The organism is Niallia sp. FSL W8-0177, from assembly GCF_038006285.1.
In the GTDB taxonomy this organism is placed as follows: domain Bacteria; phylum Bacillota; class Bacilli; order Bacillales; family Cytobacillaceae; genus Niallia; species Niallia circulans_A.
This window is the reverse complement of the sequence record NZ_JBBOUX010000001.1, coordinates 401,448-425,927: the sequence shown is the minus strand read 5'-3', so window position 1 is coordinate 425,927 and position 24,480 is coordinate 401,448. Positions and strand designations below refer to the sequence as shown.

General features: G+C 34.9%; 22 protein-coding genes. 9 read left to right on the top strand and 13 right to left on the bottom strand.

Annotation, left to right across the window (positions count from 1 at the left end; translation table 11 throughout):
* The first annotated feature begins 12 nt into the window (after positions 1 to 12).
* The gene (locus NST77_RS02090; RefSeq protein WP_341122699.1) at positions 13 to 915 is read left to right on the top strand and encodes a PucR family transcriptional regulator; all 903 of its coding nucleotides are present in this window, start codon (positions 13 to 15) and stop codon (positions 913 to 915) included.
* A gap of 174 nt (positions 916 to 1,089) precedes the next feature.
* On the top strand, positions 1,090 to 2,187 hold the full coding sequence (locus NST77_RS02085) for an ABC transporter ATP-binding protein (RefSeq protein WP_095330126.1): 1,098 nt from the start codon (positions 1,090 to 1,092) through the stop codon (positions 2,185 to 2,187).
* Between the two features lie 64 nt (positions 2,188 to 2,251).
* Here the strand turns inward: NST77_RS02085 and NST77_RS02080 are convergent, their stop codons facing one another.
* On the bottom strand, positions 2,252 to 2,494 hold the full coding sequence (locus tag NST77_RS02080) for a hypothetical protein (protein WP_095330127.1): 243 nt from the start codon (positions 2,492 to 2,494) through the stop codon (positions 2,252 to 2,254).
* Between the two features lie 322 nt (positions 2,495 to 2,816).
* On the opposite strand from NST77_RS02080, the gene NST77_RS02075 reads away from it, so the two are divergent.
* Positions 2,817 to 3,020 carry an alpha/beta-type small acid-soluble spore protein gene (locus tag NST77_RS02075; RefSeq protein WP_031535675.1) on the top strand — a complete coding sequence of 68 codons (204 nt, stop codon included), beginning with the start codon at positions 2,817 to 2,819 and terminating at the stop codon, positions 3,018 to 3,020.
* 51 nt (positions 3,021 to 3,071) lie between these two features.
* Here the strand turns inward: NST77_RS02075 and NST77_RS02070 are convergent, their stop codons facing one another.
* The 5 genes from NST77_RS02070 to NST77_RS02050 form a co-directional block, all read right to left on the bottom strand.
* The gene (locus NST77_RS02070; RefSeq protein ID WP_341122698.1) at positions 3,072 to 3,761 is read right to left on the bottom strand and encodes an alpha/beta hydrolase; all 690 of its coding nucleotides are present in this window, start codon (positions 3,759 to 3,761) and stop codon (positions 3,072 to 3,074) included.
* A gap of 82 nt (positions 3,762 to 3,843) precedes the next feature.
* Entirely contained in the window at positions 3,844 to 4,836 is a 993-nt protein-coding gene (locus NST77_RS02065) for a FecCD family ABC transporter permease (RefSeq protein ID WP_123259216.1), read from the bottom strand.
* A gap of 25 nt (positions 4,837 to 4,861) precedes the next feature.
* Positions 4,862 to 5,884, bottom strand: coding sequence for a FecCD family ABC transporter permease (locus NST77_RS02060; RefSeq protein WP_341123725.1), 1,023 nt, complete (start codon positions 5,882 to 5,884; stop codon positions 4,862 to 4,864).
* Positions 5,885 to 5,974: 90 nt separating this feature from the next.
* A complete protein-coding gene (locus NST77_RS02055) occupies positions 5,975 to 6,931 on the bottom strand; it encodes an iron-hydroxamate ABC transporter substrate-binding protein (RefSeq protein ID WP_095330132.1) in 957 nt (318 codons plus the stop codon).
* 103 nt (positions 6,932 to 7,034) lie between these two features.
* Positions 7,035 to 8,654: an ABC transporter substrate-binding protein gene (locus NST77_RS02050; protein ID WP_172860133.1), complete on the bottom strand. Its 1,620-nt coding sequence runs from the start codon at positions 8,652 to 8,654 to the stop codon at positions 7,035 to 7,037.
* A 127-nt stretch (positions 8,655 to 8,781) separates the two neighbouring features.
* Between NST77_RS02050 and NST77_RS02045 the strand changes: the two genes are divergently transcribed.
* Both NST77_RS02045 and NST77_RS02040 read left to right on the top strand, forming a co-directional pair.
* A complete protein-coding gene (locus NST77_RS02045) occupies positions 8,782 to 9,591 on the top strand; it encodes an alpha/beta hydrolase (RefSeq protein ID WP_123259815.1) in 810 nt (269 codons plus the stop codon).
* A gap of 150 nt (positions 9,592 to 9,741) precedes the next feature.
* Positions 9,742 to 9,864 carry a hypothetical protein gene (locus NST77_RS02040; protein WP_268926828.1) on the top strand — a complete coding sequence of 41 codons (123 nt, stop codon included), beginning with the start codon at positions 9,742 to 9,744 and terminating at the stop codon, positions 9,862 to 9,864.
* Between the two features lie 182 nt (positions 9,865 to 10,046).
* Here NST77_RS02040 and NST77_RS02035 read toward each other — a convergent pair whose 3' ends face one another.
* From NST77_RS02035 to NST77_RS02010, 6 genes are all read right to left on the bottom strand, one after another.
* Complete coding sequence (locus tag NST77_RS02035) at positions 10,047 to 12,059, bottom strand: ABC transporter ATP-binding protein (protein ID WP_163188169.1); 2,013 nt, start codon at positions 12,057 to 12,059, stop codon at positions 10,047 to 10,049.
* Positions 12,056 to 13,816, bottom strand: a complete 1,761-nt coding sequence (locus tag NST77_RS02030; RefSeq protein WP_095330137.1) for an ABC transporter ATP-binding protein — start codon at positions 13,814 to 13,816, stop codon at positions 12,056 to 12,058. The genes NST77_RS02035 and NST77_RS02030 overlap by 4 nt, the downstream gene beginning before the upstream one ends.
* A 420-nt stretch (positions 13,817 to 14,236) precedes the next feature.
* Complete coding sequence (locus NST77_RS02025; protein ID WP_341122696.1) at positions 14,237 to 15,511, bottom strand: MFS transporter; 1,275 nt, start codon at positions 15,509 to 15,511, stop codon at positions 14,237 to 14,239.
* 10 nt (positions 15,512 to 15,521) lie between these two features.
* Positions 15,522 to 15,812 carry a hypothetical protein gene (locus tag NST77_RS02020; RefSeq protein WP_341122695.1) on the bottom strand — a complete coding sequence of 97 codons (291 nt, stop codon included), beginning with the start codon at positions 15,810 to 15,812 and terminating at the stop codon, positions 15,522 to 15,524.
* Positions 15,813 to 15,934: 122 nt separating this feature from the next.
* A complete protein-coding gene (locus NST77_RS02015; RefSeq protein WP_095330140.1) occupies positions 15,935 to 16,387 on the bottom strand; it encodes a helix-turn-helix transcriptional regulator in 453 nt (150 codons plus the stop codon).
* 238 nt (positions 16,388 to 16,625) lie between these two features.
* Positions 16,626 to 17,924 carry a methyl-accepting chemotaxis protein gene (locus NST77_RS02010; protein WP_164463781.1) on the bottom strand — a complete coding sequence of 433 codons (1,299 nt, stop codon included), beginning with the start codon at positions 17,922 to 17,924 and terminating at the stop codon, positions 16,626 to 16,628.
* 311 nt (positions 17,925 to 18,235) lie between these two features.
* Here NST77_RS02010 and NST77_RS02005 point away from each other — a divergent pair, with 311 nt between their 5' ends.
* From NST77_RS02005 to NST77_RS01995, 3 genes are all read left to right on the top strand, one after another.
* Positions 18,236 to 18,784, top strand: coding sequence for a GNAT family N-acetyltransferase (locus NST77_RS02005; protein ID WP_095330142.1), 549 nt, complete (start codon positions 18,236 to 18,238; stop codon positions 18,782 to 18,784).
* 301 nt (positions 18,785 to 19,085) lie between these two features.
* Positions 19,086 to 20,423 (top strand): hemolysin family protein, encoded by a 1,338-nt coding sequence (locus tag NST77_RS02000; protein ID WP_286167801.1) that lies wholly within the window; start codon positions 19,086 to 19,088, stop codon positions 20,421 to 20,423.
* 506 nt (positions 20,424 to 20,929) lie between these two features.
* On the top strand, positions 20,930 to 22,306 hold the full coding sequence (locus tag NST77_RS01995) for a hemolysin family protein (RefSeq protein ID WP_095330144.1): 1,377 nt from the start codon (positions 20,930 to 20,932) through the stop codon (positions 22,304 to 22,306).
* Between the two features lie 196 nt (positions 22,307 to 22,502).
* On the opposite strand, the gene NST77_RS01990 is transcribed toward NST77_RS01995, so the two are convergent.
* Complete coding sequence (locus tag NST77_RS01990; RefSeq protein WP_047945011.1) at positions 22,503 to 23,201, bottom strand: response regulator transcription factor; 699 nt, start codon at positions 23,199 to 23,201, stop codon at positions 22,503 to 22,505.
* Positions 23,202 to 23,420: 219 nt separating this feature from the next.
* On the opposite strand from NST77_RS01990, the gene corA reads away from it, so the two are divergent.
* The gene (corA, locus tag NST77_RS01985) at positions 23,421 to 24,368 is read left to right on the top strand and encodes a magnesium/cobalt transporter CorA (RefSeq protein WP_095330145.1); all 948 of its coding nucleotides are present in this window, start codon (positions 23,421 to 23,423) and stop codon (positions 24,366 to 24,368) included.
* Positions 24,369 to 24,480: the final 112 nt, after the last annotated feature.

Genomic DNA, 24,480 nt, shown 5'->3' with positions numbered 1-24,480 from the left:
GGGACCCATCCATTGAAGCATAAATTATTAGCCTATTATAAACATAGCTTGGAGCAAGCAGTGCCCCCATCTCCATCACAGCTTTCCGATTACTATTGGTTTAAGGTTGATTTTCAAGATGATTGGATTGGGATTCAAAAACAGGAGATTGATGACTCTCAGCTAGAATTATTAAAAGCTTGCTATGATTTTTTTCAACCAGATGAAACATTAAAAAAGGAAGAATACAGTTGGAATCAGTACCTATATTTTAACGGAGAACAGCCTTCTTTCAAAAATATGAAGACATTACGTTTCATCCAGTTTCATATTAAAGGTGATACTACTTCCATTGAAAGAAAATTAATTGAATCGGCATTTGATGGTTTTATTCATGAAAATAGCCTTATTATTTGGAATGGCTCCAATGAAGGGGTTGTAATAGAGCAAAATGCACAATATTTAGAGGAGGAAGATTTCACTGCTCTTGCTCAAGCTTTGCAATCTGATTTCTTTTTTTCCATTTGCTTTTACATGGGAAAAGAGCTGAAACTAAATAGTTCTATTCCGGTTATTTTTGGACAAGAACGAAACTTTTTTTCAAAAGGTTTGGCATTTATGCCGAAATCCACCGTTCTTAGCTTAGAAACGATTCTGCCTAACCTGTTAATCAGTAGACTGAAGGAAGACGAACTTGATTTATTTAAAGAATGGTTTTCCATTTTTGAAGAAGACAAGGAACTACTGCTTACTATCAAAACATTTATTGAAAACAATGGACACAGCACTAATACTGCAAAACAATTGTTCATCCATCGCAATACCTTACAATACCGACTTGATAAGTTTACAGAAAAAACAGGTCTGAACCTAAAGAATTATCATTCTTATATCACCACCTATCTTGCCTGCCTATTCTACACTAGCGGGAAGTAGCTTAAAAAGCCAATATTGGCTTTTTTTACTGGGAAGTTTTATAGAAAACTGGCTATACAAGCTCTTAGGCATTTTGCTCAAAACTCTGTAAGCGTTTTTCATGCATTTTGCCGATTTGAAAACGGTATCAAAAATGATAAAGTAGAATTATCAAATTGGTAGGGGGAGAACAAAATGGCAGAGCTAGTATTAAAAAATATTTATAAAATCTATGATGAAAAAGTTGAAGCGGTTAAAGATTTTAATTTACACATTCAGGATAAAGAATTTATCGTATTTGTTGGTCCTTCTGGTTGCGGTAAGTCTACAACTCTACGGATGATTGCAGGTCTTGAAGATATTTCAAAAGGTGATTTCTATATTGATGAGTTACGTGTAAACGATGTTGCACCTAAAGATCGTGATATCGCAATGGTTTTCCAAAACTATGCTCTATACCCACATATGACGGTTTATGATAATATGGCATTTGGTTTAAAGCTTCGTAAATTCCCTAAAGCGGAAATTGAAGAAAGAGTAAATAACGCTGCAAGAATTTTAGGATTAGAAGAATATTTAAAAAGAAAACCAAAAGCATTATCCGGTGGACAACGTCAAAGGGTTGCACTAGGTCGTGCCATTGTTCGTGATGCGAAAGTATTCTTAATGGATGAGCCATTATCCAACTTAGATGCTAAATTACGTGTGCAGATGCGTGCTGAAATTTCAAAGCTTCACCAAAGACTGCAAACTACTACTATTTATGTAACGCATGACCAAACAGAAGCAATGACAATGGCTTCAAGACTTGTTGTTATGAAAGATGGAGTTATCCAACAAGTTGGTGCTCCAAAAGAAGTATATGAAAAACCTGAAAATGTTTTCGTTGGCGGATTCATTGGTTCACCAGCAATGAACTTCTTTGAAGGAAAAGTAGTAGACAATAAATTAGTACTCGGTAATAATGCTTTCATTATTCCAGAAGGAAAATTAAAAACATTACGGGAACAAAATTATATCGGTAAAGAAGTTATCTTTGGTATCCGACCAGAAGATATTCACGATGAATTAGTATTCTTAAACAGTTCAGAAAATACAAGTTTTGATGCAAAAGTAGAAGTGTTTGAATTAACAGGTGCAGAAAGCCTTGTATATTCTACTCTTTCTGACAAGGAATTTGTTGCTCGCTTAGATTCTAGAGCAGACCTTCAAGCTGGTCAATCTGTGAAATTAGCACTTGATATGAATAAAGGTCATTTCTTTGATAAAGAAACAGAACTTCGTATTCGCTAATAAAAAAGTTAAATTCAAAGCTTACCTTGCTGATGCATGGTAAGCTTTTATTAATGGTTAGCCTCTATTCCTGGATAAACAATACCTCTTCTTGTCCACATTGTGGACAAAGCACAAGATGGGGACATAAATGTGCAGATAAATCCTGATAGCCGTTTTCTAGCTTCATTTGATCAATCGGCATATAGGCACTATAGTCATCATAATAATCCATCACTCTGCCTTTGTCCTCTACACGATCTCCACAATTAGAACAAACGCTTTCTAAATTTCCTAAGCCATTACAGATAGGACAAATGGAGCCCATTTCAAATTCACCTCTCTATATTCTACCCTAAAAAAATCAGCCTTTTTTGCGTTGAATTTATTCTTACGTTTAGTTTCTCTATTGTATTTAGAAACTATCCAGCAGGAATAAAAGGAATTAATTTCCTTGATTTTTTCTAGAATAAGATAATGAAATCCAACCATAATAATAGTACAAGTAGCAACCAAGGCGAGAGCAAACATAAACAACTACTACTTTCCATATTATTGGGTTATACCTAGTGGTAGTAAGATATTTCTTACAGACTGGTGCAATTCCAGTTAACCCAACCAAAAAAACAACTAGAAGGAGCTGGAACACAATGGCAAACAACAATTCTTCAAATCAACTTTTAGTACCAGGAGTATCTCAAGCTCTAGACCAAATGAAATACGAAATTGCATCTGAATTTGGTGTAAACCTTGGTGCAGAAACAACTTCTCGCGCTAACGGATCTGTTGGTGGAGAAATCACAAAACGCTTAGTACAAATGGCTGAAAAGCAACTAGGTGGATTTCAAGGCTAATTGAAAATTTAATATAATGGCTAGAGCCCTCCTAATTTAGGGGGGCTTGCTTTATTTAGGGTATAACCACTTTATCGCATGGAGAAATTGTTTAATAAAGTGCTCTCTATTATGATCCGCATTTTCTCCCAGAATAAATTGATACTGTTCCTTTGGAAGTTTTTTAAAAAACACTTCATTTACCAGCAAAACATTTTCAACCATATACCTTTGAATATTAACCTTGCTTTTCCCCTCTTCCTCCCCAACATACAAAAAAACACTATTTTCCATCTGCATCTCATTTTTTTGCACATAGGAAAGGCTGTTCGGATACCATAGTGATGGGGAAAGGAGCCCAAATTTAGAGAAATAATCAGTAAATTCATACATAGCATATAAAGAAATGAGCCCTCCTAGTGAGGCTCCTATCATACCTGTGTTTTGTCGATCTGCTTTAGTATGAAAGCTTGTATCGATATATGGCTTAATCGTTTGCGTCACAAAGGATAAATAGGCCTTTCCTTCCCCCTTAAATGGTGGAAAAGTGGAACTAAGACTAGGTGAATACCAAGGCGTATACTCATGAAGTCGTTCTTTGGGTTCAATTCCCACAAGAATTACTTCCTCTGCTCTATCTAAAGAGAATAATTCTTCTAATTCATGTAAGATAGGATGAAAAAGATTTCCTCCATCATGAACGTAGATTACTGGAAAACTACTTGATAATTTATTATAAGAAGGTGGCAGATAGATACTCAAAGTTCGAGTTTGTATCTGGACCTCCCTTACCGTTCCCCTTATATTTCTTTTCCTACTTCTGTAACTATCCATTTCTCAACCTCTACACTTTAGCTTTTACTAATAAATAAACAAAATAGGGTGCACCAATAATACTTAAAATAATTCCCGCTGAAATTTCTGCAGGTGCGACAATTGTTCTGCCGATTAAATCTGCTATTAACATGAAGAGACTGCCAATTAACCCACAAACTATCAAGGAATTTCGATTTTTTAATCCAACTAGCAGTCTTGCCATATGTGGTGACATTAGTCCAATAAAACCAATGCTTCCTGAAACAGACACACATGCTCCAATCATGCCAACAGCACATAATAGCAAGAGCCATTTTTCTTTTTCCACTTTTACTCCTAAACCAATCATTACTGTTTCTTGCAATTGAAATAAATCAAGCGAGTACGCCTTTCGAATAATAAATGGAATGATTAGTAAAAACCATGGTAGCATTGCAAGAATAAATAGCCAATTGGCATTATAAATACTTCCAGTCAGCCATACTGTCGCCATTTCAAAATCCTGTGCTTTCATTTTTAAGGACATATACATGGCCAAAGAACCAAACCCAGAATTTATGGCTATTCCAGTTAAAATAAGTTTTTGCGAGTCCAGTCTTTCTCTATCTTTTGCTAATAAAAAAATAACAAATGCAGCAATAAATCCACCAACTAAGCCAATAAGCGGCATACTTAACACAAACCATAAGCTATCCTTATTAAGATTAAGCACTCCTTGAAAGAAAAACATATAGGCAACAATCGCAGCCCCGGCTCCACTGTTAATTCCTAATATTCCAGGATCCGCAAGACCATTTTTCGTTATACTCTGCAGGATAGAACCTGCAATCCCCAATCCGAAGCCAACAAAAATGGCCAAAATAATTCTGGGCAGACGGAACTCAAATATAACTAGATCCGTATTAGCATCAGGATGATAACGAAAAATACTCCTTCCTATCTCTTGAAAAGAAAGAATATATTCTCCTTTGGATAAACTAATGAACATGACGATGAGACATAAAGCAATTAATACATACATCGATAGATAGGTTCTTTTTCTTTCTTTATCCACGTTGAGTATTCCCTCCTCCCTTTGTCTTTATTAAATACAAGTAGAAAGGGACACCTAAGAAGGCTGTTACTATGCCAATTGGCGATTCAAAAGGGTAATTAATGAATCGACTGAGAGTATCACATATGACGAGAAATATGGCCCCTATAATTCCAGAGCATGGAATTATTTTTCGATAGTCAACCCCAACCATCATTCTTGTAATATGGGGAATAATTAAACCGACGAATCCTATTTTGCCCGCTAGCGAAACAGAGATCCCCGTCATCATCACAACAGATGCCATCGTTAAAAGCTGAATAATGAATGTTTTCTGACCAAGTGATGTAGCAATTTCTTTTCCTAACGATAAAATAGCAATTGATTTGGAAAGCGATAATGCCAAAACAATTCCAATAATGGCTAATGGAAAGCAAATAAGCAATAGATCATTATTAAGCTGGTGCAAGCGGGCATTATACCAGAAGCTCATATTTTGAGATACTTGAAAATAGGAGGCAATGGCAGAAGATAAACTGCTTAAAAAAGATCCAAAAACGGTGCCTATAATGGCAAGTCTTAAAGGAGAAAAACCATTCTTCACAATGGAAGCTAAACCTAAAACTAAGAAAACACCTAAAGCAGATCCGATAAAAGAAAAAGCTACCACTTGAAAGGAATTTAGTCCTGGAACAAATACAAAAGCAAGTGTTATCATAAATGCAGCACCATCCGAAACTCCCATTATGGATGGCGATGCTAAATAATTCCTTGTCATTCCCTGCATCATAGCTCCGGACATTGCCAAAAGGCCGCCTATTAATAAAGTTCCTACTGCTCTAGGAAGTCTGGCTGTCCGGATAATGGTATGCTCCACATTTTCTGCATCAAAATAAAAAAAGGCATCAAAGACTTCCTTTAATGAAATATTCATTGTCCCTAACGAAATAGATAAAAGAATAACTGCAATACATAAAAAAGGCGCACTATATATAATCGCATATGCTCTTACTTTCTCTTTATCCAAATTTGACATCACCTGATCGAATGAACCTCCTCTCAAAAAAAGACCCCCACCAAGATGGAGAAATGAGGTGGGGATAATTCCGTTTCCTTGTTCGCTCTCTTATTTAAATAAATCGGCAAAAGCTTTAAGAAAAGTTGTTTTACTCCATGCAGTTCCCCCAGCTGCCAATGGATCGACTACATTTTCATACACTTGATTATTTTTAACAGCATCGAGGCTTTTCCAAATAGAATTATTCTCTAAATCAGCTAATGCTGTTGGACTATCGGTGTTTTCTGTTTCCTCAAACTGAATAAATAAGTAATCTGGATTCATTTCCGCTAATTTCTCTAATGAAATCATTTCCTGTGCTTTTGCTTTTTTTACTTCTTCAGGAACCTCTAAACCAAGGTCTGCATATAGAACAGGGTTAAAATATACCGTTTCAGGATAAATATATAAGTTGCCCCCTCTTAATCTCAGCATAACAACTTTTTTTCCTGCCAGCTTATCGTGAATGCTTTCTTTTGTCTCTGTAACGTTTTTTTCATAATCCGCAATGATTGTTTCTGCCTTTTTTGTTTCATTTGTCAATTGCCCTAGTAATAATAAATTATCTTTCCAGTTTGTTGAAATGTGAGAAACAGGAATCATTGGTGCCACTTTATTTAAGTTATCCGCCACTTCTGGTTGAAATTTACTTGTGCCCAGAATAACATCTGGTTTTAGCTGCAAGAGCTTTTCTACACTTGGCTGCATTTTTTCGCCAATTTGCTCTGCTTCCGACATCGAGTCGCCTAGATAAGCAGGGAATTTTCCAGCTGTTGCAATGGCACCTGCTGGTTTAATACCCAGCATCGCTGCATCTTCCATCGCTTCTTGGCTTGCTGTTACAATTGTCTCTACTTTAGCTGGAATTTCATATTTTTCCCCTAAATAGGTAACCTCTTGAGTCGTACTTTGTCCGTCCCCTTTACTATCTTTTATCGATGAAGATGTATTTTTTTCTCCCTTTTGACTACAAGCTGTTAATAATAAAAAAGCCGCTAGGAAAATAAAAAATAAATTCTTTTTCATATACTCTCTTTCCTTTCTCTATATAATCCTAATTGAGATTGATAACCTTTATCAATTAGAATTATACTGAAAAAAGCTCCGATTATAACATGGATAATTTCCGCTAATATGCTTGTACTTTTTCCTTCTCTATCATCAGCTCTCGGAGATTATCAAGAACTCGTAAGTGGGAGCTTGCAGAATACTCATTCCATGGATCTGAATGGATAAAAGCAACTTTCTTATTTTTAACTGCTGCTATACGATTCCATTCTGTTGAGCATTTCAGTTTGTCCCAAGCGCTAATTGTCTCCATATCCTGGCGAATATTAACAAATAAATAAGTTGGATTTAAGCTTACCAAGTCAGAAAGTGTAATGGCTTCGCTTAAATGAATATCTTCTTCAGGTTGTGCTGACGTAAATCCTAAATCTTTATACACGAGATCAATAGCTGTTCTAGAACGATTGAGGACTAATGTATTTTTAAATAGGCTAACTACTAAAACAACTTCGCTCTCTAATGATTCCTTCCATAACTTTCTTGTTTCCTTTACTTTATCTTCATATCTTTTTAAATAGTTTTCTGCGTCTATTTCGCAATTAATATAGGTTGCTATTTCTAGCAATTGGCTTTTCCAACTGCTATTTTTGAATGAATAATAATAGACTGGTGCTATTTTTTCGAGTTCCTGCTTCTCTTCAGCTGATATGTCATCCTTCGCGATTATTTTATCTGGTTTCTCTGCAGACAGTTTTTGTATATTGTTTTCCCATTCTGAATGAATCTTGTAGGTATTTAAATGAATAGGAATATCATCTCGAAAATGCTGATAATAATAACTGGTCCATTTAGGATGCAGTGGAGCTGCGTAGGGAATTATCTGAAGTGCAAGTAAATGACCTGTTGTTGAAAAATCATAAGAAGCAATCTTCACCTCTCGCTTCTTCCTATAATTCGTTGGGGGAATCCCGACGATTTTTTTGAACACTCTACTTAGATAAAATTCATCAGCATAACCAACACTTGCTGCAATCACTCGTAAACTATTGGATGTTTTGATGAGTAATTCTTTTGCCCTGCGAATACGGATTTCTGTTAAAAAATCTTGTACACCTATTCCATACTCTTTTTTAAAAAGCTGGGAGTAGTATTTAGGGCTTACCCCTGCTCTTTTTGCTAATAAAGCGGTAGAAATGGTATCAGCATAATGCTTCTCCATATATCTTTTGGTTTCTTCTATCGCAATCATTGTATTTTTCGGAATTTTTTGCGGTTGATTGGTCACAAAATAATGGAAAATCAGCGAGCGTTTTGCCTTTTTTAAAAAATGATTATTTATTGATTCGTCTTGTTCTAATTTGAACAGGTCCTCCATCATAGGCTGAATTGTGTCAGCTGACTGAAAAACAAATGATTTCATGATACTGTTCTCATTCTTTAGCGCTACTTTTGTATATGTATCCCTATTTATAGCTTTCGTCTGATACAATTGAAATGGCAGCAAATAATAGTCTACACAGCAAGTATTTTTAAATTGAAGATGATAGGTGCTTTCCGCTGGAATAAATAATAGATCCCCTTTACTGAAAAGAAACTTATCGATATCAATCGATAACATCCCTTCACCACTATTAATATAAATAAATAGATAACTAGTCGATAAAACTCGCTCTATCTTCTTGGCATATAATCGTTCTATACGGCCATAGTTTATTTCGATACTCTCCCAGTTATAAATCATCTCATTTTCCTCTCTTGTTATTTTCGTAATTTATATGTACAATATATTCACCTAATTAATATTGATAATCATTATCACTTATTTTACCAAATTATTGCATAGAAAGAAATAGGTGGCGATATCCTTGATGAAATGGAAAGAAAGCTTTTATATTCCCAATACAGAAATTTGGACATATTCTATTGATGAGACAAAAAAATATAAAATCTTTGTCTATATCCCAAATATCCCCGTTCCTGAAGATGGATTTCCTGTCCTCTATCTTTTGGACGGCAACGCTAATTTTGGTAGTTATGTAGAAGCGGTACGCTTGCAGACTAGAACACGTGAAAAAACTGGATTACATCCTGCTGTTATCATTGGTATAGGCTATGATACTGCTGAGCCTTATAGTGAGGAAAGATATTTCGACTTTACCTTTCATGCAGACCAGACACAGCTTCCTAAAAATCCAACTGGCTCACAATGGCCGCCTCTTGGTGGCGGCAAACAATTTCTTTCCTTTATCGAACAGAAATTAAAGCCTTTAGTAGAGCAGAACATTCCGATAAACACAAAAAAGCAAATGATTGCTGGTCATTCACTCGGAGGACTTTTTGTTCTTTTTACACTCTTCACGGCCCCTTCTTCGTTTCAATATTATCTGGCAAGCAGCCCATCCATCCATTGGAACGAAGAGCAGCTGTTAAAAGAACTAGACTTTTTTCCAAAAAGGCTAAACCCTCTAGACACAAATAAATTGCTGCTTACCGTTGGAGAAAAAGAAAAATCACATTTTACACAAATGCATCAAAAGGCAATTACTCTCTCTGAGAAATTGCAGAATTATCATTCTCCTTTCTTCCAGCATATTTTTCATGAATTTAAAGAAGAAGACCATCTTACTGTATTACTGCCATTAATCAATAAAACGATACGTTTTATAAATGATAAATGAATTTTACTAAAAACAGGTTTTAAAGCAATCAGGTGGGCTAATCCCTTTTTTGGAGGTTAAATCGGATAGATGAGATGGAGGCATGGTTATTATCAAAATTAAAATGGACTTAAATGTGGAAGAAGTGAATGCGTAGAAGGGACAGACTTTATGCCTATTAAAACAAACAAAATGTCTATTAATGGAGCAAATAAAATTTATACATTTTGTTTAGACTATGGGGAATTCGATTCAATCCGTCTTGATAATACAACAATGTTTAAAAAGAAATAGAAATATCAAAAACGTTGAATACTAAGTGAAGGGAGTCTTCCCTTCACTAAAAAACTGGCACTATCATTTGGAAAATAATAGACTAAGTTAAAGTAGACTGCAAAAAACACCTGAGGCTTGCCATATAAAACTAATTCGGCAAATCTCGGGTGTTCCTATTTCTCCATAAAGATAAACTTTCCCTAGCTTACTAAACTTTCCCCTTGCTGCAACTGATACATCTGATAATATTTGCCCTTTCTTGCCATTAATTCATCATGGTTGCCTTTTTCTACTATCTCTCCATGATCAAGGACAAGTATTTGATCCGCATTGCGAATCGTTGATAAACGATGGGCTATAATAAAAGTCGTTCTGCCTTCTTTTAGGACTTCCATTGCATGTTGAATTATTTGTTCTGTTTCTGTATCAATACTGCTTGTTGCTTCGTCTAGAATTAGGATTGCTGGATCAAAGGCCAGAGCTCTTGCAAAGGAAATCAGCTGTCTTTGTCCGCTAGATAAAGTACTTCCCTTTTCTATCACTGGCTCATCATATCCCTTTTCTAAATGCTTTAACACTCTATCTGCGCCAACATCCTTCAATGCTTTCTCCACAGTTTCTCGTGAAATAGAAGGATCATTTAAGGTGACATTGGACGCGATGGTTCCTGTAAATAGAAAAGGATCTTGGAGAACAATTCCCATATATTTACGAAGATCTTGCTTTGAAAAAGACATAATATCTTTTCCATCTATCTTAATCTTTCCTGATTGAATATCATAAAAACGGAATAAAAGGTTCATAATCGAGCTTTTTCCTGATCCCGTATGACCAACTAAAGCGACTGTTTCACCTTGCTTTGCTTCAAAAGAAATATTTTTTAACACATAGTCGTTATCTTTATAGGCAAAGTTAACTTGATCAAAAGTGACATTTCCTTTATATCTTTCTAACGTAACATCTTCCACATCTATTCCATCTTCATCCAATAATTCAAATACTCGTTCCCCTGCAACAAGTGCTTGTTCTAAATTGGCCAATTGATTGACAATTCCTTGTACTGGCTGGAATAGTCGGTTTATATAATCAACAAAGGCATAGAGCATTCCGAGAGAAAGTGCAGCTGTTACTGATAAAGACTGACCAGCAACATACCAGATGAATATAACAAATACGATGTTTCGTAACACGTTCACTAAGTTATGGGAAGTAAGACTGTTTAACCGCAGCATCTTATTTTGATAGCGAAAATGCTCGTTATTTAAATTCTCAAATTCTTTTCTCGTTTGTTTTTCTTTGCTAAATGCCTGAATGATATGCATCCCTTGAATAGATTCATTAACCATTCCATTAATATCACTAATTTTCGCTCGAATAACATGATTGTACCGGGAAGCAAATTTGCGATATCCGATCATCCATATATATAAAATCGGCAGTAAAATTAAACATATTGCCGCAAGCGGAGGATTTAAGATAAATAATGCAATATAAATTCCAATAATATTAATTCCACTAGAGAAGAAGTTAGATAGGACTGTTACATATAGTTCCCTAATTGCTTCTGTATCGTTTGTTACTCTAGCAACTACTTTACCTGCAGGAAGATTATCGAAATATTTGATAGGCAGCCGCTGAATTTGGGCAAATACATCCTCGCGCATTTTCTGAATAATTCGGTTGGCTGATTTTTGTAATAAATAGTGCTGGCCATATTGGAAAATGGCAGAAATAATGACTAATCCAAAATAAAAAGATAACAGCTTTAAAATAGGTGTAATTTCGGGTTTATAGAAATCAAATACTTCCGCATTTGATAACAGCGTGGCAGGATATGTTTTTGCATCTGTCCCTTTCCTTATAGTCAATGTTCCGTCATGAAACTCGCGACTTCCATCAAATGAAATCTTCCCTTCCACAAAAAGAAATTGTCTTCCCACTTGGAGGATTCTTACTTCTGCAAGCTTTTCTTTATCGGAATCAAGATATTCTGCTTTTTTATAGAAATTCCCCTTATATTTTACTGCCTCTTTTGTTGGTTCTGTTTGATACCACTGTGATTCAATCCCTGTTATATGATCATCAATTACCTTTTTTGCAACAAATGGACCAGCCAGATCGGCGATAACAGCAATTGTCAGCATGATTAACGCAGCAATAATAATCCCTTTGAATTTCAATGCATATTGAAATAATCGTTTACCAGTAGTCATGCTTTCACCTCCACTTCATCTGCATCCACTTTTGTCTGTTGCGTTATATATTGTTCCTTATACCAGCCATTTTGTTTCATTAACTCCTCATGTGTTCCATGTTCTGCAATATGGCCATCTTCCATCACAATGATATGATCGGCATGCTGAACAGCAGTCATTCGATGAGTCGAAATAATCGTTGTTTTTGCTTGTCGTTCTTGCTTTATATTCGTGATAATTTTTTGTTCTGTTTTTGCATCTACCGCTGATAAAGAATCATCTAAGATGAGAATTTCCGGTTTACGGATAAGTGCTCTCGCAATCGATATCCGTTGCTTTTGTCCCCCTGACAAAGCTACTCCTTTTTCCCCTACAAGTGTTTCTAACCCCTCTGGAAGCATTTCGATATCCTGATCAAAAGAGGCAAGACGAATTGCTTCTTCTAATTCTCCTTCCACAGCACCTTCTTTTCCAAATAAGATATTTTCTCTCACTGTTTTTGAAAAAAGGACATGATCTTGGGGAACATAACCAATCCATCCTCTTAATGTATGCAAATCAATGGAATCAATGCTATTCCCATTAATCACCAGCTTCCCTTCTCCTTTCGGATATTCGCGAAGCAGCTGTTTAATCATTGTCGTCTTTCCACTACCTGTTTTCCCAACAATCCCAACTGTTTCTCCTCTTCTTATGGTTAAATAGATGTCACGGAGATTCTCTTGTTTAGACGATGGATATTGAAATTGCACATCTTGGAATTGAATAATTTCAGGAACCTCTTCTTTCTTTCCATTCTCCGGATTCCTTACATCTGCTTTGTAACTTAATGTTTCCTGGACCCGATCTAAAGAAGCATTGCCTCGCTGCATAATATTCATTAATTCACCAACAGCAAACATTGGCCAAACAATCATTCCTAAATATACATTGAAGGTAACAAGCTGCCCAATTGTCAACTGCTGTTGAAACACTAAGTAAGCACCATACCCGAGTCCAATTAGATAGCTTAAACCAACAAGAATTCGCACAGTTGGATCAAATAAGGAATCTATTTTAGCGACATGTAAATTCTTCTTATAGACATCTTCTGTAAAATGATGAAATTGTTTTTGTTCTTCTTTTTCCAATACATAAGCGCGGATTACTCGAACTCCTGAAATAGACTGAAGAACACTATCATTCATATCACCGAATGCGTCCTGGGCTTCCATAAAGCGTTTATGGATTCTTTCCCCATATATTTGCATGATAATGGCCATAATAGGCAGTGGAAGAATTGCTGCCAATGTTAATTTCCAGCTTACGGTAATCACCATTGTAATTAAAATCGTCAGCATAAAAATCGTAGAATCGACCAATGTCAAAATTCCAAATCCTGCTGTAACGGAAACAGCCTTTAAATCATTGGTCGCTCTGGCCATTAGGTCGCCTGTTTTATTTTTTTCAAAAAAAGTTGGCGTCATCTTAAATAGATGATTCATAAATTTACTTCTTAACTTCAATTCTAAAATATTGGCTCCACCAAATAGCTTATACATCCAAAAATAAGTGATAATATACGTACTTATGGTGATCCCTGCTACCCCAAGTATATAGACCAATGTCTTATTGCTCGTTAATGATCCAATTGTTAGTTCATCAATAAACATCCCGAGGATTCTTGGCGGTAACACTTCTATAAACCCTACAAAAATTAAAAGAATAATAGCTATTGTATAACTCTTCCAATGTTCTTTAAAAAACCATTTTAATTTAAAAAATATCGAAAACATTCGCTCATCCCCTGTCTCTCTTCATCTGCAACTAGCCACTTTCTAAGTCCTTTAATGCCTTTCTTGCTTCTTTGATCATAACAATCATTACCTTCTCCTCCTTTATTTTTTGAAAACAAATGTCCATCACCTAATTAAGTATTTTTCCACAAAAAAAGAGACAGACCGCAACCATGCGATCTATCTCTTTTATGACAGAAAACTACACAGGCTACCTATAGTGGCAACCATCTACATCCGCATTAAAATGATCAAAAAGAAAGCAGAAGGTTACCGACATATGAAGTTATAAATACATCATGTCTATTTAGTCTTCTCATCGGTAACTCCTCCTTTCTCTACATTTATTTTCCAATATAATTGAGATTAACATGTAGGTTTTATAATGTCAATTGCCATTATTCCGAAAATTAAAGATTTTTAATAATTTAATTGAACTTCTTCTTTTCCAGCTATTGCGTCTTTTGCCAATTTAGGTAATACTAGGCTGTAATAAAAACCGACTACAAGGAAGCAAGCACCGACAAACCAGTATATTATTTCAATAGAAAACCATTGAGGATAACCAATAGAGATAAGTCCTAATGTAATAGACTGTGACAGCATCATTAACGGGGTTATCCACCCTTGAACTCTTCCCATCATCTTCGGCTCAATAATCGTCGGCATCCAGCCTCCTATTGCAATATTAATCAGCGGAAGCCCCAGCGCTAAGAAGAAACAGATGGTTAAGAAGACTAAGATATTCGGTGAATAAGATGCCAAAATAGTCATTATGGCAATATAAAATGCGCCCGTGATAATCAACTTATACAATTTAACCTTCTGTGCAAGAAGAGAGGAAAGGAAACTTCCAATCATAACCCCTGCTCCAAAGACAATTCCAAAATAAATCGATACTTGTTCGTAATTATCAGGTGCTAGTTTATATTTCAAAATAAAGACCTGCATGACGCTAAATCCACCATTGACCACTCCAAAGGCAATAAATCCATATATTAATGCCATCAATAACTTATTAGTCAAAATGTATTTTAAGCCAATCATAAAGTCACTCCATATAAAGCGAATATTTAATTCCTTTAAAGTATGACTGCCATTAGGTTTTCGAACAGTTTCATCCAGCTTCATTGATTTAATAAGCAATCCACTAATCGTTAAGGTTGCTACATCCACTAAGATTGCACCATATATGCCTAGTGTCCAATAGACAAATATTCCAATCGCATTACCAAATAACATGAAGATACTATTCACTAATTGATTTAACCCTGCAGCTGTTGTAAAATCATCTTTTTTTAATACGCCTTGAAGAATACCTTGTTCCGCTGGAAAAAAGAATTTTTGAACGGCACTTCTTAAAAACAACATCATAAAAATAAGTGGCATCCAGCCAATAAGAACAGCTCCTAGCACACATAGTGACAATGCAGCTGCGATCATCTCACAATAATAGGCAATCTTTTGGCGGTCCATTCGGTCTGCTACAACTCCGACTAAAAAAAACACAGCTAAAGTTGGCAAAGAAAACATTAATTCAGTCACTGTTGCATAAGCAGGCTGCTCAGAAAACCGATCGAGAATATAAAACATAAAAGCCGTTAAACCAATAACACTGCCCATCTGAGAAGTGACATTGGCAATAAAAAGTCTAGTAAAGCTCGCATTTTTGAATATTTCTGCAAATTTCTTCATCTATTATCCCTCATCCTTTAGTTGATGAGTTCATTTTAGCTTTCATCCATTGAATTAAGAACATACATCCGATGGTTTCTTCGTCGGTCTGCAGACGGAAAGAAATTCCATTATAAAGGCTGATGCCCCTCCTTTTCACTTGTGTAAGGAACTTTATCTGCAAGGCGGGAGGCTGTGCTTCTCTGTTCCCATTTTTCTTTGTTCTGCTTTCTTTCGGTAACAGAGACCGGTCCTCTTTTCCCTTTTTTTCTTTGCTTCTCTTTCTTTCGGGCATAGAGAATGCTTCTGTACCCCTTCGCAAGCAAAACTGGAACGGAGATATCCTTTTTTCTCCAAAACAAATAGGCTGTCCCTAAATTAGCCTTGAATTGGTAAGGTATTCAAGATTAATTTAAAAACAGCCTATATCTCATTTCACTGTGCTTATTCCCCTAAAAGTTCCTTAAAACGATCTTTTGATTCTTTTTCATCAAAGCTAGAAAAAATCCGGAAATGATCTTCATCAATGATACGAAAATGCTGACTAATGATATTCTGCTGCAGAATAAACCCGTTCTTTTTTTCTACTTCTCTCCACCATACTTTTCCGCCCAATGTTTTCTCTTTTCGGTAATCCATTCCATCACGAGCAACGGTCTCCAACACCTCTAAAGGTTCATTACCAAATAAGAAGCGAACTGTTTCGGTTTCTCTAAAGAGTGCGCAAACTGCTACTACAGTCGACCAGCCAGCATATAGCCTACCTTTCTCAATTTGCACTAACGTCTTTTTTGATAAGCCAATGACCTCTGCCATTTTATCTTGGGTATATCCCGCTTCTGTGCGTATTAATCTCATTTTTTCTGATACACTCTCAATAATTTCTTCTCTAGTCAAAGTTTCTTCATTCCCTTATTAGTTATGTGTAATTTTACACCATATCTATTATATTATAAGCTTCCTTTATACAAATTTCAATTTAAAACTATTTGTTATTTAAAATTAATTTTTATTCCCCTATTTTATTTGACTAAATATTTGCTTTACTTCCTAAAAAAGGAACGAGTAAATAAAAGGGATAAATAACCATAAAAAAAGCCTATGTTCTCCATAGAAAACAAGGCTTTCCTATTTATTATTTTGCTAGATTGTATTTCGTCAGTGAATCCTTTAATTCCTCGTTACTGCTCTTCATTATTTCTGCTGTTTTTGCGACATTTCCAATAGCAGAAGTTTGTTCATCTGTACTAGAAGCAATTTGTTCCACTGCTGCCGCAACTGACTCTGATACTTCTGATACTTTTGCAATAGAGCTAGAAATATGATTATTTTGCTCTACAACTCGGTTTAACTCTACTGTCATTTCTTTCACTGCTTCAATACTATTAATTACAGCTCTAGCAATCGCTGTAAATTCTTTTTCCGTATCCTTTACGGCAACATCTAATTCAGCGGTTTGATTGGTTGTTTCATAAATGGACATAACCGTGCTTTCCATTTCTTTCTCGATATTTTGAATCATATCTTGAATTTGTTTAGTAGCCGAATTGGTCTCTTCAGCTAAATTACGCACTTCATTGGCAACAACCGAGAAACCTTTTCCATGCTCACCTGCTCTAGCAGCTTCAATACTAGCATTTAAAGCAAGCAAGTTTGTTTGTTCTGCTATTCTATTAATAGTTGAAGTAATTTTAGAGATATCTAAGACCTTTTGATATAATCCACTAATTCCAATACTTACCTCATTCGTTGATTTGCTAGCATTTTCATTACAAATTTTTAAAGTATTAATGGTCTTTTGTCCATTATGTGATGCTTCTTGAGCATTTTCAGTTGCTTTCTTAATGATTTGATTTTTCCCTTCCATATTGTCGATGGAATTGGTTAAGCTATCTATTTCTCTTTTCACTTCTTCTAATTCGGAAGCCTGGCTAACAGCGCCCTCAGCAATTTCAGCCATTGCTCTACCAATTTCTTCGGCACTTGCCAATGTTTCTTCAGCAATTACAGATACATCACTTGCTTGACTTATTCCTGTTTCATTTACATTTTTCAAGCTTGAAACAAGAAAGGAAAACTTTTCTTGCAATTGGCTAATAGAACGATTCAGCTGGCCAATTTCATCTTTCGAAGTATCTTTGAATTCAACAGATAAATCACCATGTGCCAACCTATGTACCTTGTCATTAAGACGGGATAAGGCTTTTAATTTCCCCATCATTAACACATTAAAAACAAGTGCGCTTAATATAGTAAGAATAATTACTGCAGCTACTATGATTAAATAATCACTATAAGTGAAGGAAAACAAGCCTTGCAAGTTTTCGTTTTTAGCAATAAAAAATCCACTAAAAGCACTAATACATGTAGTTATAAGGATAAGCATATTAAATCCAATAAGCGATTTTACTTTAAAACTATCTTTCTTTTTCATTTGAAACATCCTCTCTTCCGCCGTCCATAATAAGGGGCCATTTCCTTAGCAACACTTTTAGATATTCTTAAAACGCTTTCACATATAATAACTTAGTTTTTTCTCTATGTCTTTAATATCGGTAATTTCTACCCATTTTTAAGCCTTTATTTGTAATTTTTTTATAAATATTTTTACAGAAATAAAATTAGTAAAATGCCTAATTTTTAGTGGATTCATGTAAGAATCGGAAAGTTTGCGAGCCAAATTCTTTTCTACGCATAAAATACAACGATATCTCCTTCTTAGAAAATTAGAAAGGATGACCAATGTTGTTTAATATATTTGTAGATCAACAGATTAGATTACGTTTATTAGAGCGGACGGACTCTCATGAACTATTTCAATTAGTGAATAAAAATAGAAATTATTTAAGAAAATGGCTTCCATGGGTGGATCAAATAACTTCTCCTTATCAATATCAAACCATCATTCCCATTTGGCATCAACTTTTCACAGAGCAAACAGAACTAAATGCAGGTATTTTTTTTAATGGTAAATTAGTAGGTATGGTCACATTACAACAAATTGATTGGGCAAGTCGCAAAGCTAGCATCGGCTATTTTTTAGCTGAAGATGCACAAGGGCATGGCATTATGACAAAATGTGTTGTCGCTATCTTAAATTATGCGTTTTATTATTTAAAGCTAAACAGAATCGAAATACAATGCGGGGTAAAAAATGGCAAAAGCCAAGCAATTCCTGAGAAGCTTTCCTTTAAAAAAGAAGGAATAATCAGAGATGGCGAATTTCTTTATGACCATTTCCATGATCTTTATTCCTATAGCATGCTAGCCAGAGAATGGGCAGCCAAATATTAGATTTCTATTCCACATATACATGTGGATAAAGAAATTTTTATCTGCAGGACGTATTTCTCCTCTTACTGGAAGTTTATTGCACTTAACTATCTTTACGGGCAAGTTTTACTAACACACATTTTCTATTTTAAGCCGTTTTATTGCCCGTTAAGAGTGGAATACTAACAAAGAATCGCTTGAATCCTCTTCCTCTCTTTATCTTCCAAGATTTTATTTTATAAAAGAAAAGGTATAATATAAGAAAATAGAAGCTTTAGGATATAAAAAAATTGTAAACTAATACTTCTTTGACAACAAAAGAATGGTGATGAACGAAATTATGATTGGAATGCAACTACTATTAATTGTCATACTAACTGCTTTTTCAGCTTTTTTTGTAGCAACAGAATTCTCTATTGTTCGTGTGCGACCTGCAAGGATTGAACAGCTTGTAGAAGAAGGACATAAAAATGCGCGTACTGTAAAAAAAATCATTGAGAATATTGATGCTTATCTTTCGGCTTGCCAATTAGGAATTACTATTACTTCTTTAGGATTAGGCTGGTTGGGACAACCTACTATTTTAAAATTGATTCAACCTTTAATGAATGAGTTGGCTGTACCAGCTGCTTTATCACAAGGTTTAGCCTTTGTTTTATCTTTTTCTATTATTACATATATTAATGTAGTGATTGGAGAGCTCTTTCCGAAGTCTGTTGCTATTATCCTTACAGAGAAGGTCTCTTTATTAGTGAGTAAACCATTAATCTGGTTTTATAACATTATGTATCCTTTTATATGGATTCTTAATAAATCATCAAGACAAGTGGCGAAGTTATGGGGAATTACCAATCCTACAACCAATAGTGACGCCTTGTCAGAAGAAGAACTGCAGATTGTACTAAAGGAAAGTTACAATAATGGGGAAATTAGTTTATCTGAATACAACTATGTTAATCGTATTTTTGCTTTTGATAACCGGCTAGCAAATGAAATTATGATTCCAAGAACAGAAATGGTTACTTTATCAGACCATTTATCCATTGATGAAGCAATAAATATCATTCAAAAAGAACGCTATACGAGGTATCCACTTACCAAAAATGATGATAAAGATAGCATTATTGGCTTTATCCATATTAAACAATTACTAACGGACTGGTTAAAAAATGAAGGTTATGAAAATAAATCATTATCGGACTATGCACAGCCGATTATTCATATAATCGAAACAACTCCAATTCAAGCTGTTTTCTTGAAGATGCAGAAGGAAAGAACATCTATTGCTATTCTTCATGATGAGTTTGGTGGAACAGCTGGTCTAATTTCCGCAGAAGATATCTTAGAAGAAATTGTTGGTGAGATTAGAGATGAATTTGATGAAGAGGAAACGCCTCTTATTCAAAAAATTAATGATCATCACTATATTCTTGATTCCAAGCTTCCCTTAACAGAGGTAAATAAGGTATTATCACTATCAATCGATCGAGAAGATATTCATACACTTGGTGGATGGATTTTATATCAAAATCCGAATTTAAAAAAAGGGGAAACAATCGAATACAATGGCTGCTTATTCAAGATTGATAAAATGATTCGACAGCATATTTTCACCTTTGATGTTCAAAAAATACCTGCTCACTTAACAGAAGAAAAATAAGCTTCTTGCCGTACGATGAGTCGTTTCTTGTGAAAGAGCGATTCATCGTACCACTTTTATTCCCTCCTCTTTTATACCTTAGGAAATAAATAGACAATTAACATGAAATTCCGCTTTTCTTATCTATTTATATTATAGACAGAAAATTTAAAAAAGTAATCGTTGTCAAGTTTGACTTGATAGTTTGGCTTACCGTATAATAATTAGTAAAATTAAACAATTGCGAGGTGGTATAATGGGATTGTTTATCTAAATAAAGAACTTCATATTAATTCTTTCATGCAAACGATTATTATACTAGCTTCCGCATCGGACCTACTTTATGAACCTAAATCATTTGATAAAATATAATCACTTGAGCATTCTCGCATCTGGAAAAATTGTGATTATCTGCGGAAATTAAAGAACTTTATTACGAGATTGTACTCGATAGAGATTTCACTCATTTCAATCTGAAATAATCAGGAGGTGACTCCTTACTCGGTAAACGAGATAAGGAAATTTATTTGGACATATTTAACTTGGTTATAATAGCCATTTTAATTGCTTTGACTGCTTTTTTTGTAGCATCAGAGTTTGCTATTATTAGAGTTCGTAGTTCAAGGATTAATCAGCTTATAGAGGAAGGTCGTAAAAATGCCCTTTCCGCCAAAAAGGTTACTAGCAATCTCGATGAATACTTATCTGCCTGCCAATTAGGTATAACTGTTACAGCGCTCGGTATTGGTTGGATTGGCGAAGAAACAGTCCAGCACGTTTTAGCACCATTACTACAAATTATCCATGTTCCTGCTACAGTAATAACCGTCTTATCCTTCTCTTTAGCATTCGCCTTCATTACTTTTTTACATGTAGTAGTCGGTGAACTTGCTCCCAAAACATTCGCGATTCATAAGGCAGAACAAATTACTTTATGGGTAGCAAAACCATTAATCCTATTTTATAAACTGCTTTATCCCTTTATATGGACCTTGAATGGCTCCTCTAGAATTATTACAAGAATGTTTGGATTAAAGGCTGTTTCAGAGCATGAGTTAGCGCATACAGAAGAAGAACTTCGGATTATTGTCTCTGAAAGTTATAAAAACGGTGAAATCAACCAATCGGAGTTTAAATATGTAAATAATATTTTTGATTTTGATGATCGAATAGCTAAAGAAATTATGGTTCCACGAACAGAAATTTCTTCTCTTGAACAATCAAGTACATTAGAGGAGTTGCTTAACCTTATCCAAAAAGAACAATTTACTCGATATCCAATCACAGATGGGGATAAAGATCATATTATCGGCATGATTAATGTAAAAGAAATCATGACAGAATTGCTTAAATCAAGAAATCTAACGACTAAAACATTAAAACCATATATAAGGCCTGTCATCCGTGTAATTGAAACCTATCCTATTCAAGATCTATTGTTAAAAATGCAAAAAGATCGTATTCATATGGCCATCTTAATGGATGAGTATGGTGGAACATCTGGATTAGTTACGGTGGAAGATATTATTGAGGAAATTGTCGGCGATATATGGGATGAATTTGATCAGGAAGAAGTCCCTACTGTGCGCACCATAAAGGAAAATCATTATATCTTGGATGCTAAGGTGCTAATAAATGAAGTAAATGCTTTACTGCAAATAGATATAAACGATGAAGTCATCGATACATTAGGCGGCTGGATTCTCACTTCTAATTACGAAGCGTCAGAAGGGGATACGGTTATGTTCGAATCTTACGCCTTTAAAATTTTAGAAATGGAGGACCATCATATCAAATACGTCGAAGTAAAAAAAATATCCGATTTCCCGGCACAGCAAACAAAGCATATTTCAGTGCAACAATCTATCCCCTCTCCTTCGTCTGAGGCTGAGATTGTGTCCTAAAACATTTAATACCAACTTAAACAAACCCAAACAATGTACAGAGATGTTTGGGTTTGTATTTATTTTAATCTTGAAGCTTCCCCAGCCTAAAACATTTCGCTTTCCATAAGGTTCTCGTTAACGCTATGTTCTCCTTCTAGCTGTTCATTCAAATAGCCTTAACAGATTTAAGCAGAGTGGAAATAAATTTTCTTCTTTAGTCATTCACCATTGACTCATCAAACTTATAACCTACACCCCAAATAGTATGGATAAAAGGTTGTTCCTTTGTGCCAATCTTATTTCTTAACCGTTTGATATGGACATCTACCGTTCTCTCATCCCCATAGAACTGATAGCCCCACACTCGATCTAATAGCTGTTCCCTTGTGAAAACTTGTTTTGGATTACTGATTAAATAATAAAGTAGATCAAATTCTTTCGGTGTTAGATTAGTCATTACTTTATTATTGTAGATGACTTCTCTTGTTTCCTTACTTATTTTAAAATGCTCTGTTGTAAGAAACTTATCATCACCCTGGTTCATTGTTTCTTTTTGATATCTTCTCGTTACCGCTTTAATTCTAGCCATCAACGTCAACGGACTAAATGGTTTTGTTACATAATCATCTGCTCCCATCTCCAGGCCGAGCACTTGATCTGATTCGCTGTCTTTTGCGGTAAGCATAATAATCGGAACAGAACTAACTTCTCTAATCTTACGGCAAATCGTAACGCCTTCCATTCCTGGCAGCATCCAATCAATAATGATAATATCCCAGTCTTGATTTTCTAGGAAAAAGTCTAATGCTTCTTTTCCATTGTGAATAAATTTTCCTTCATAGCCTTCTTTTAAGAAAAACATTTCTAGCATGGAGCAAACACTCTCATTATCTTCGATTACAAGTATTTTCATCCTAACACTTCCTATTTTCTAGCATTCCTTCTTTGCTACTTATTATAGCAGATGTGATGAGCAAGTTTCATTTCCTGCTAGCTTAAAGGAAGAAATATTTGAAATGACCAACCCCAAACGATTCAGCCGATATTTCTGCATAAAAAGGTTTTTAATTGTAGTAAACTAACAAAATGAACTATCCTAGTTAATAACACCACCTATAAAGGAGTTATTGATATGATTCATTCTCTCGCTATAAATAAAAAGAAGCAGCTACTCACTGATCTTTCCGTTGAAGATCTAGTTGCAGGTGATTATGAATGGTTTTGGGTTGACTTTGATCAGCCAATCGATGAGGAAATTGAAAAATTACATCATCCTTTTAATTTTCACCCCTTATCTATTGAAGATTGTCTTCATAATTTACAAAGGCCTAAAATTGATTATTTTGAAACCTATACCTTTTTTGTCACTCATTGTTTAAACCCTAAAACAGTGAAGAAGGACGAGCTTAATATTTTTTTGGGCAAAAACTTTATCGTTACTTTCCATCATCATGCCTCTGTGGAAGTCAATGCCGTAAAAGAAATGTTACTAAAAGAGGAAACTGCAGCATGGACACAATACACGATTCTTTATCAGCTACTCGATCACCTCGTAGATAATTATTTTCCTATTGTCTATCAAATTGAGGATTCTCTCGCAGAAATCGATGAAAATCCTACTAATAAAACGATGGAAGCATTGCTGGATGAATTATTTTCTACTAGGCATCAGCTGCTTTCCTTGCGACATACAGTCGTCCCAATGAAAGATTTATTACATCAAATGATTAATACGGAAAAACTGGCTGCTCTCTTAATGAAAAGAGAATATTATTCTGATATCTATGACCATTTATTAAAAATCAGTGAACTAATTGAATCCAATCGTGAATTAACAACAGACATAAGGGATAGTTATCTATCCTATAATTCTCATCATTCCAATCGAATTATGCAAATCCTTACGGTTATTACAACTATTTTTATGCCACTAAGTTTCTTAGCAGGCTTATACGGAATGAATTTTTTAAATATGCCGGAGCTGCACTGGAAATATGGCTACTTCCTTCTATTATTTGTTATGGTGAGCATAGGAGTGGGCATGTTTATATTGTTCAAAAGAAAAGGATGGTTTAAATAAAAATATGTTATTAAATGCAGAGCATTGATTAGCTATATTTCAAAACTATTATGATAAAATAGAATTATCACTATTTTCACCATACAGGATTATTACATAGAATTTGGGGGGA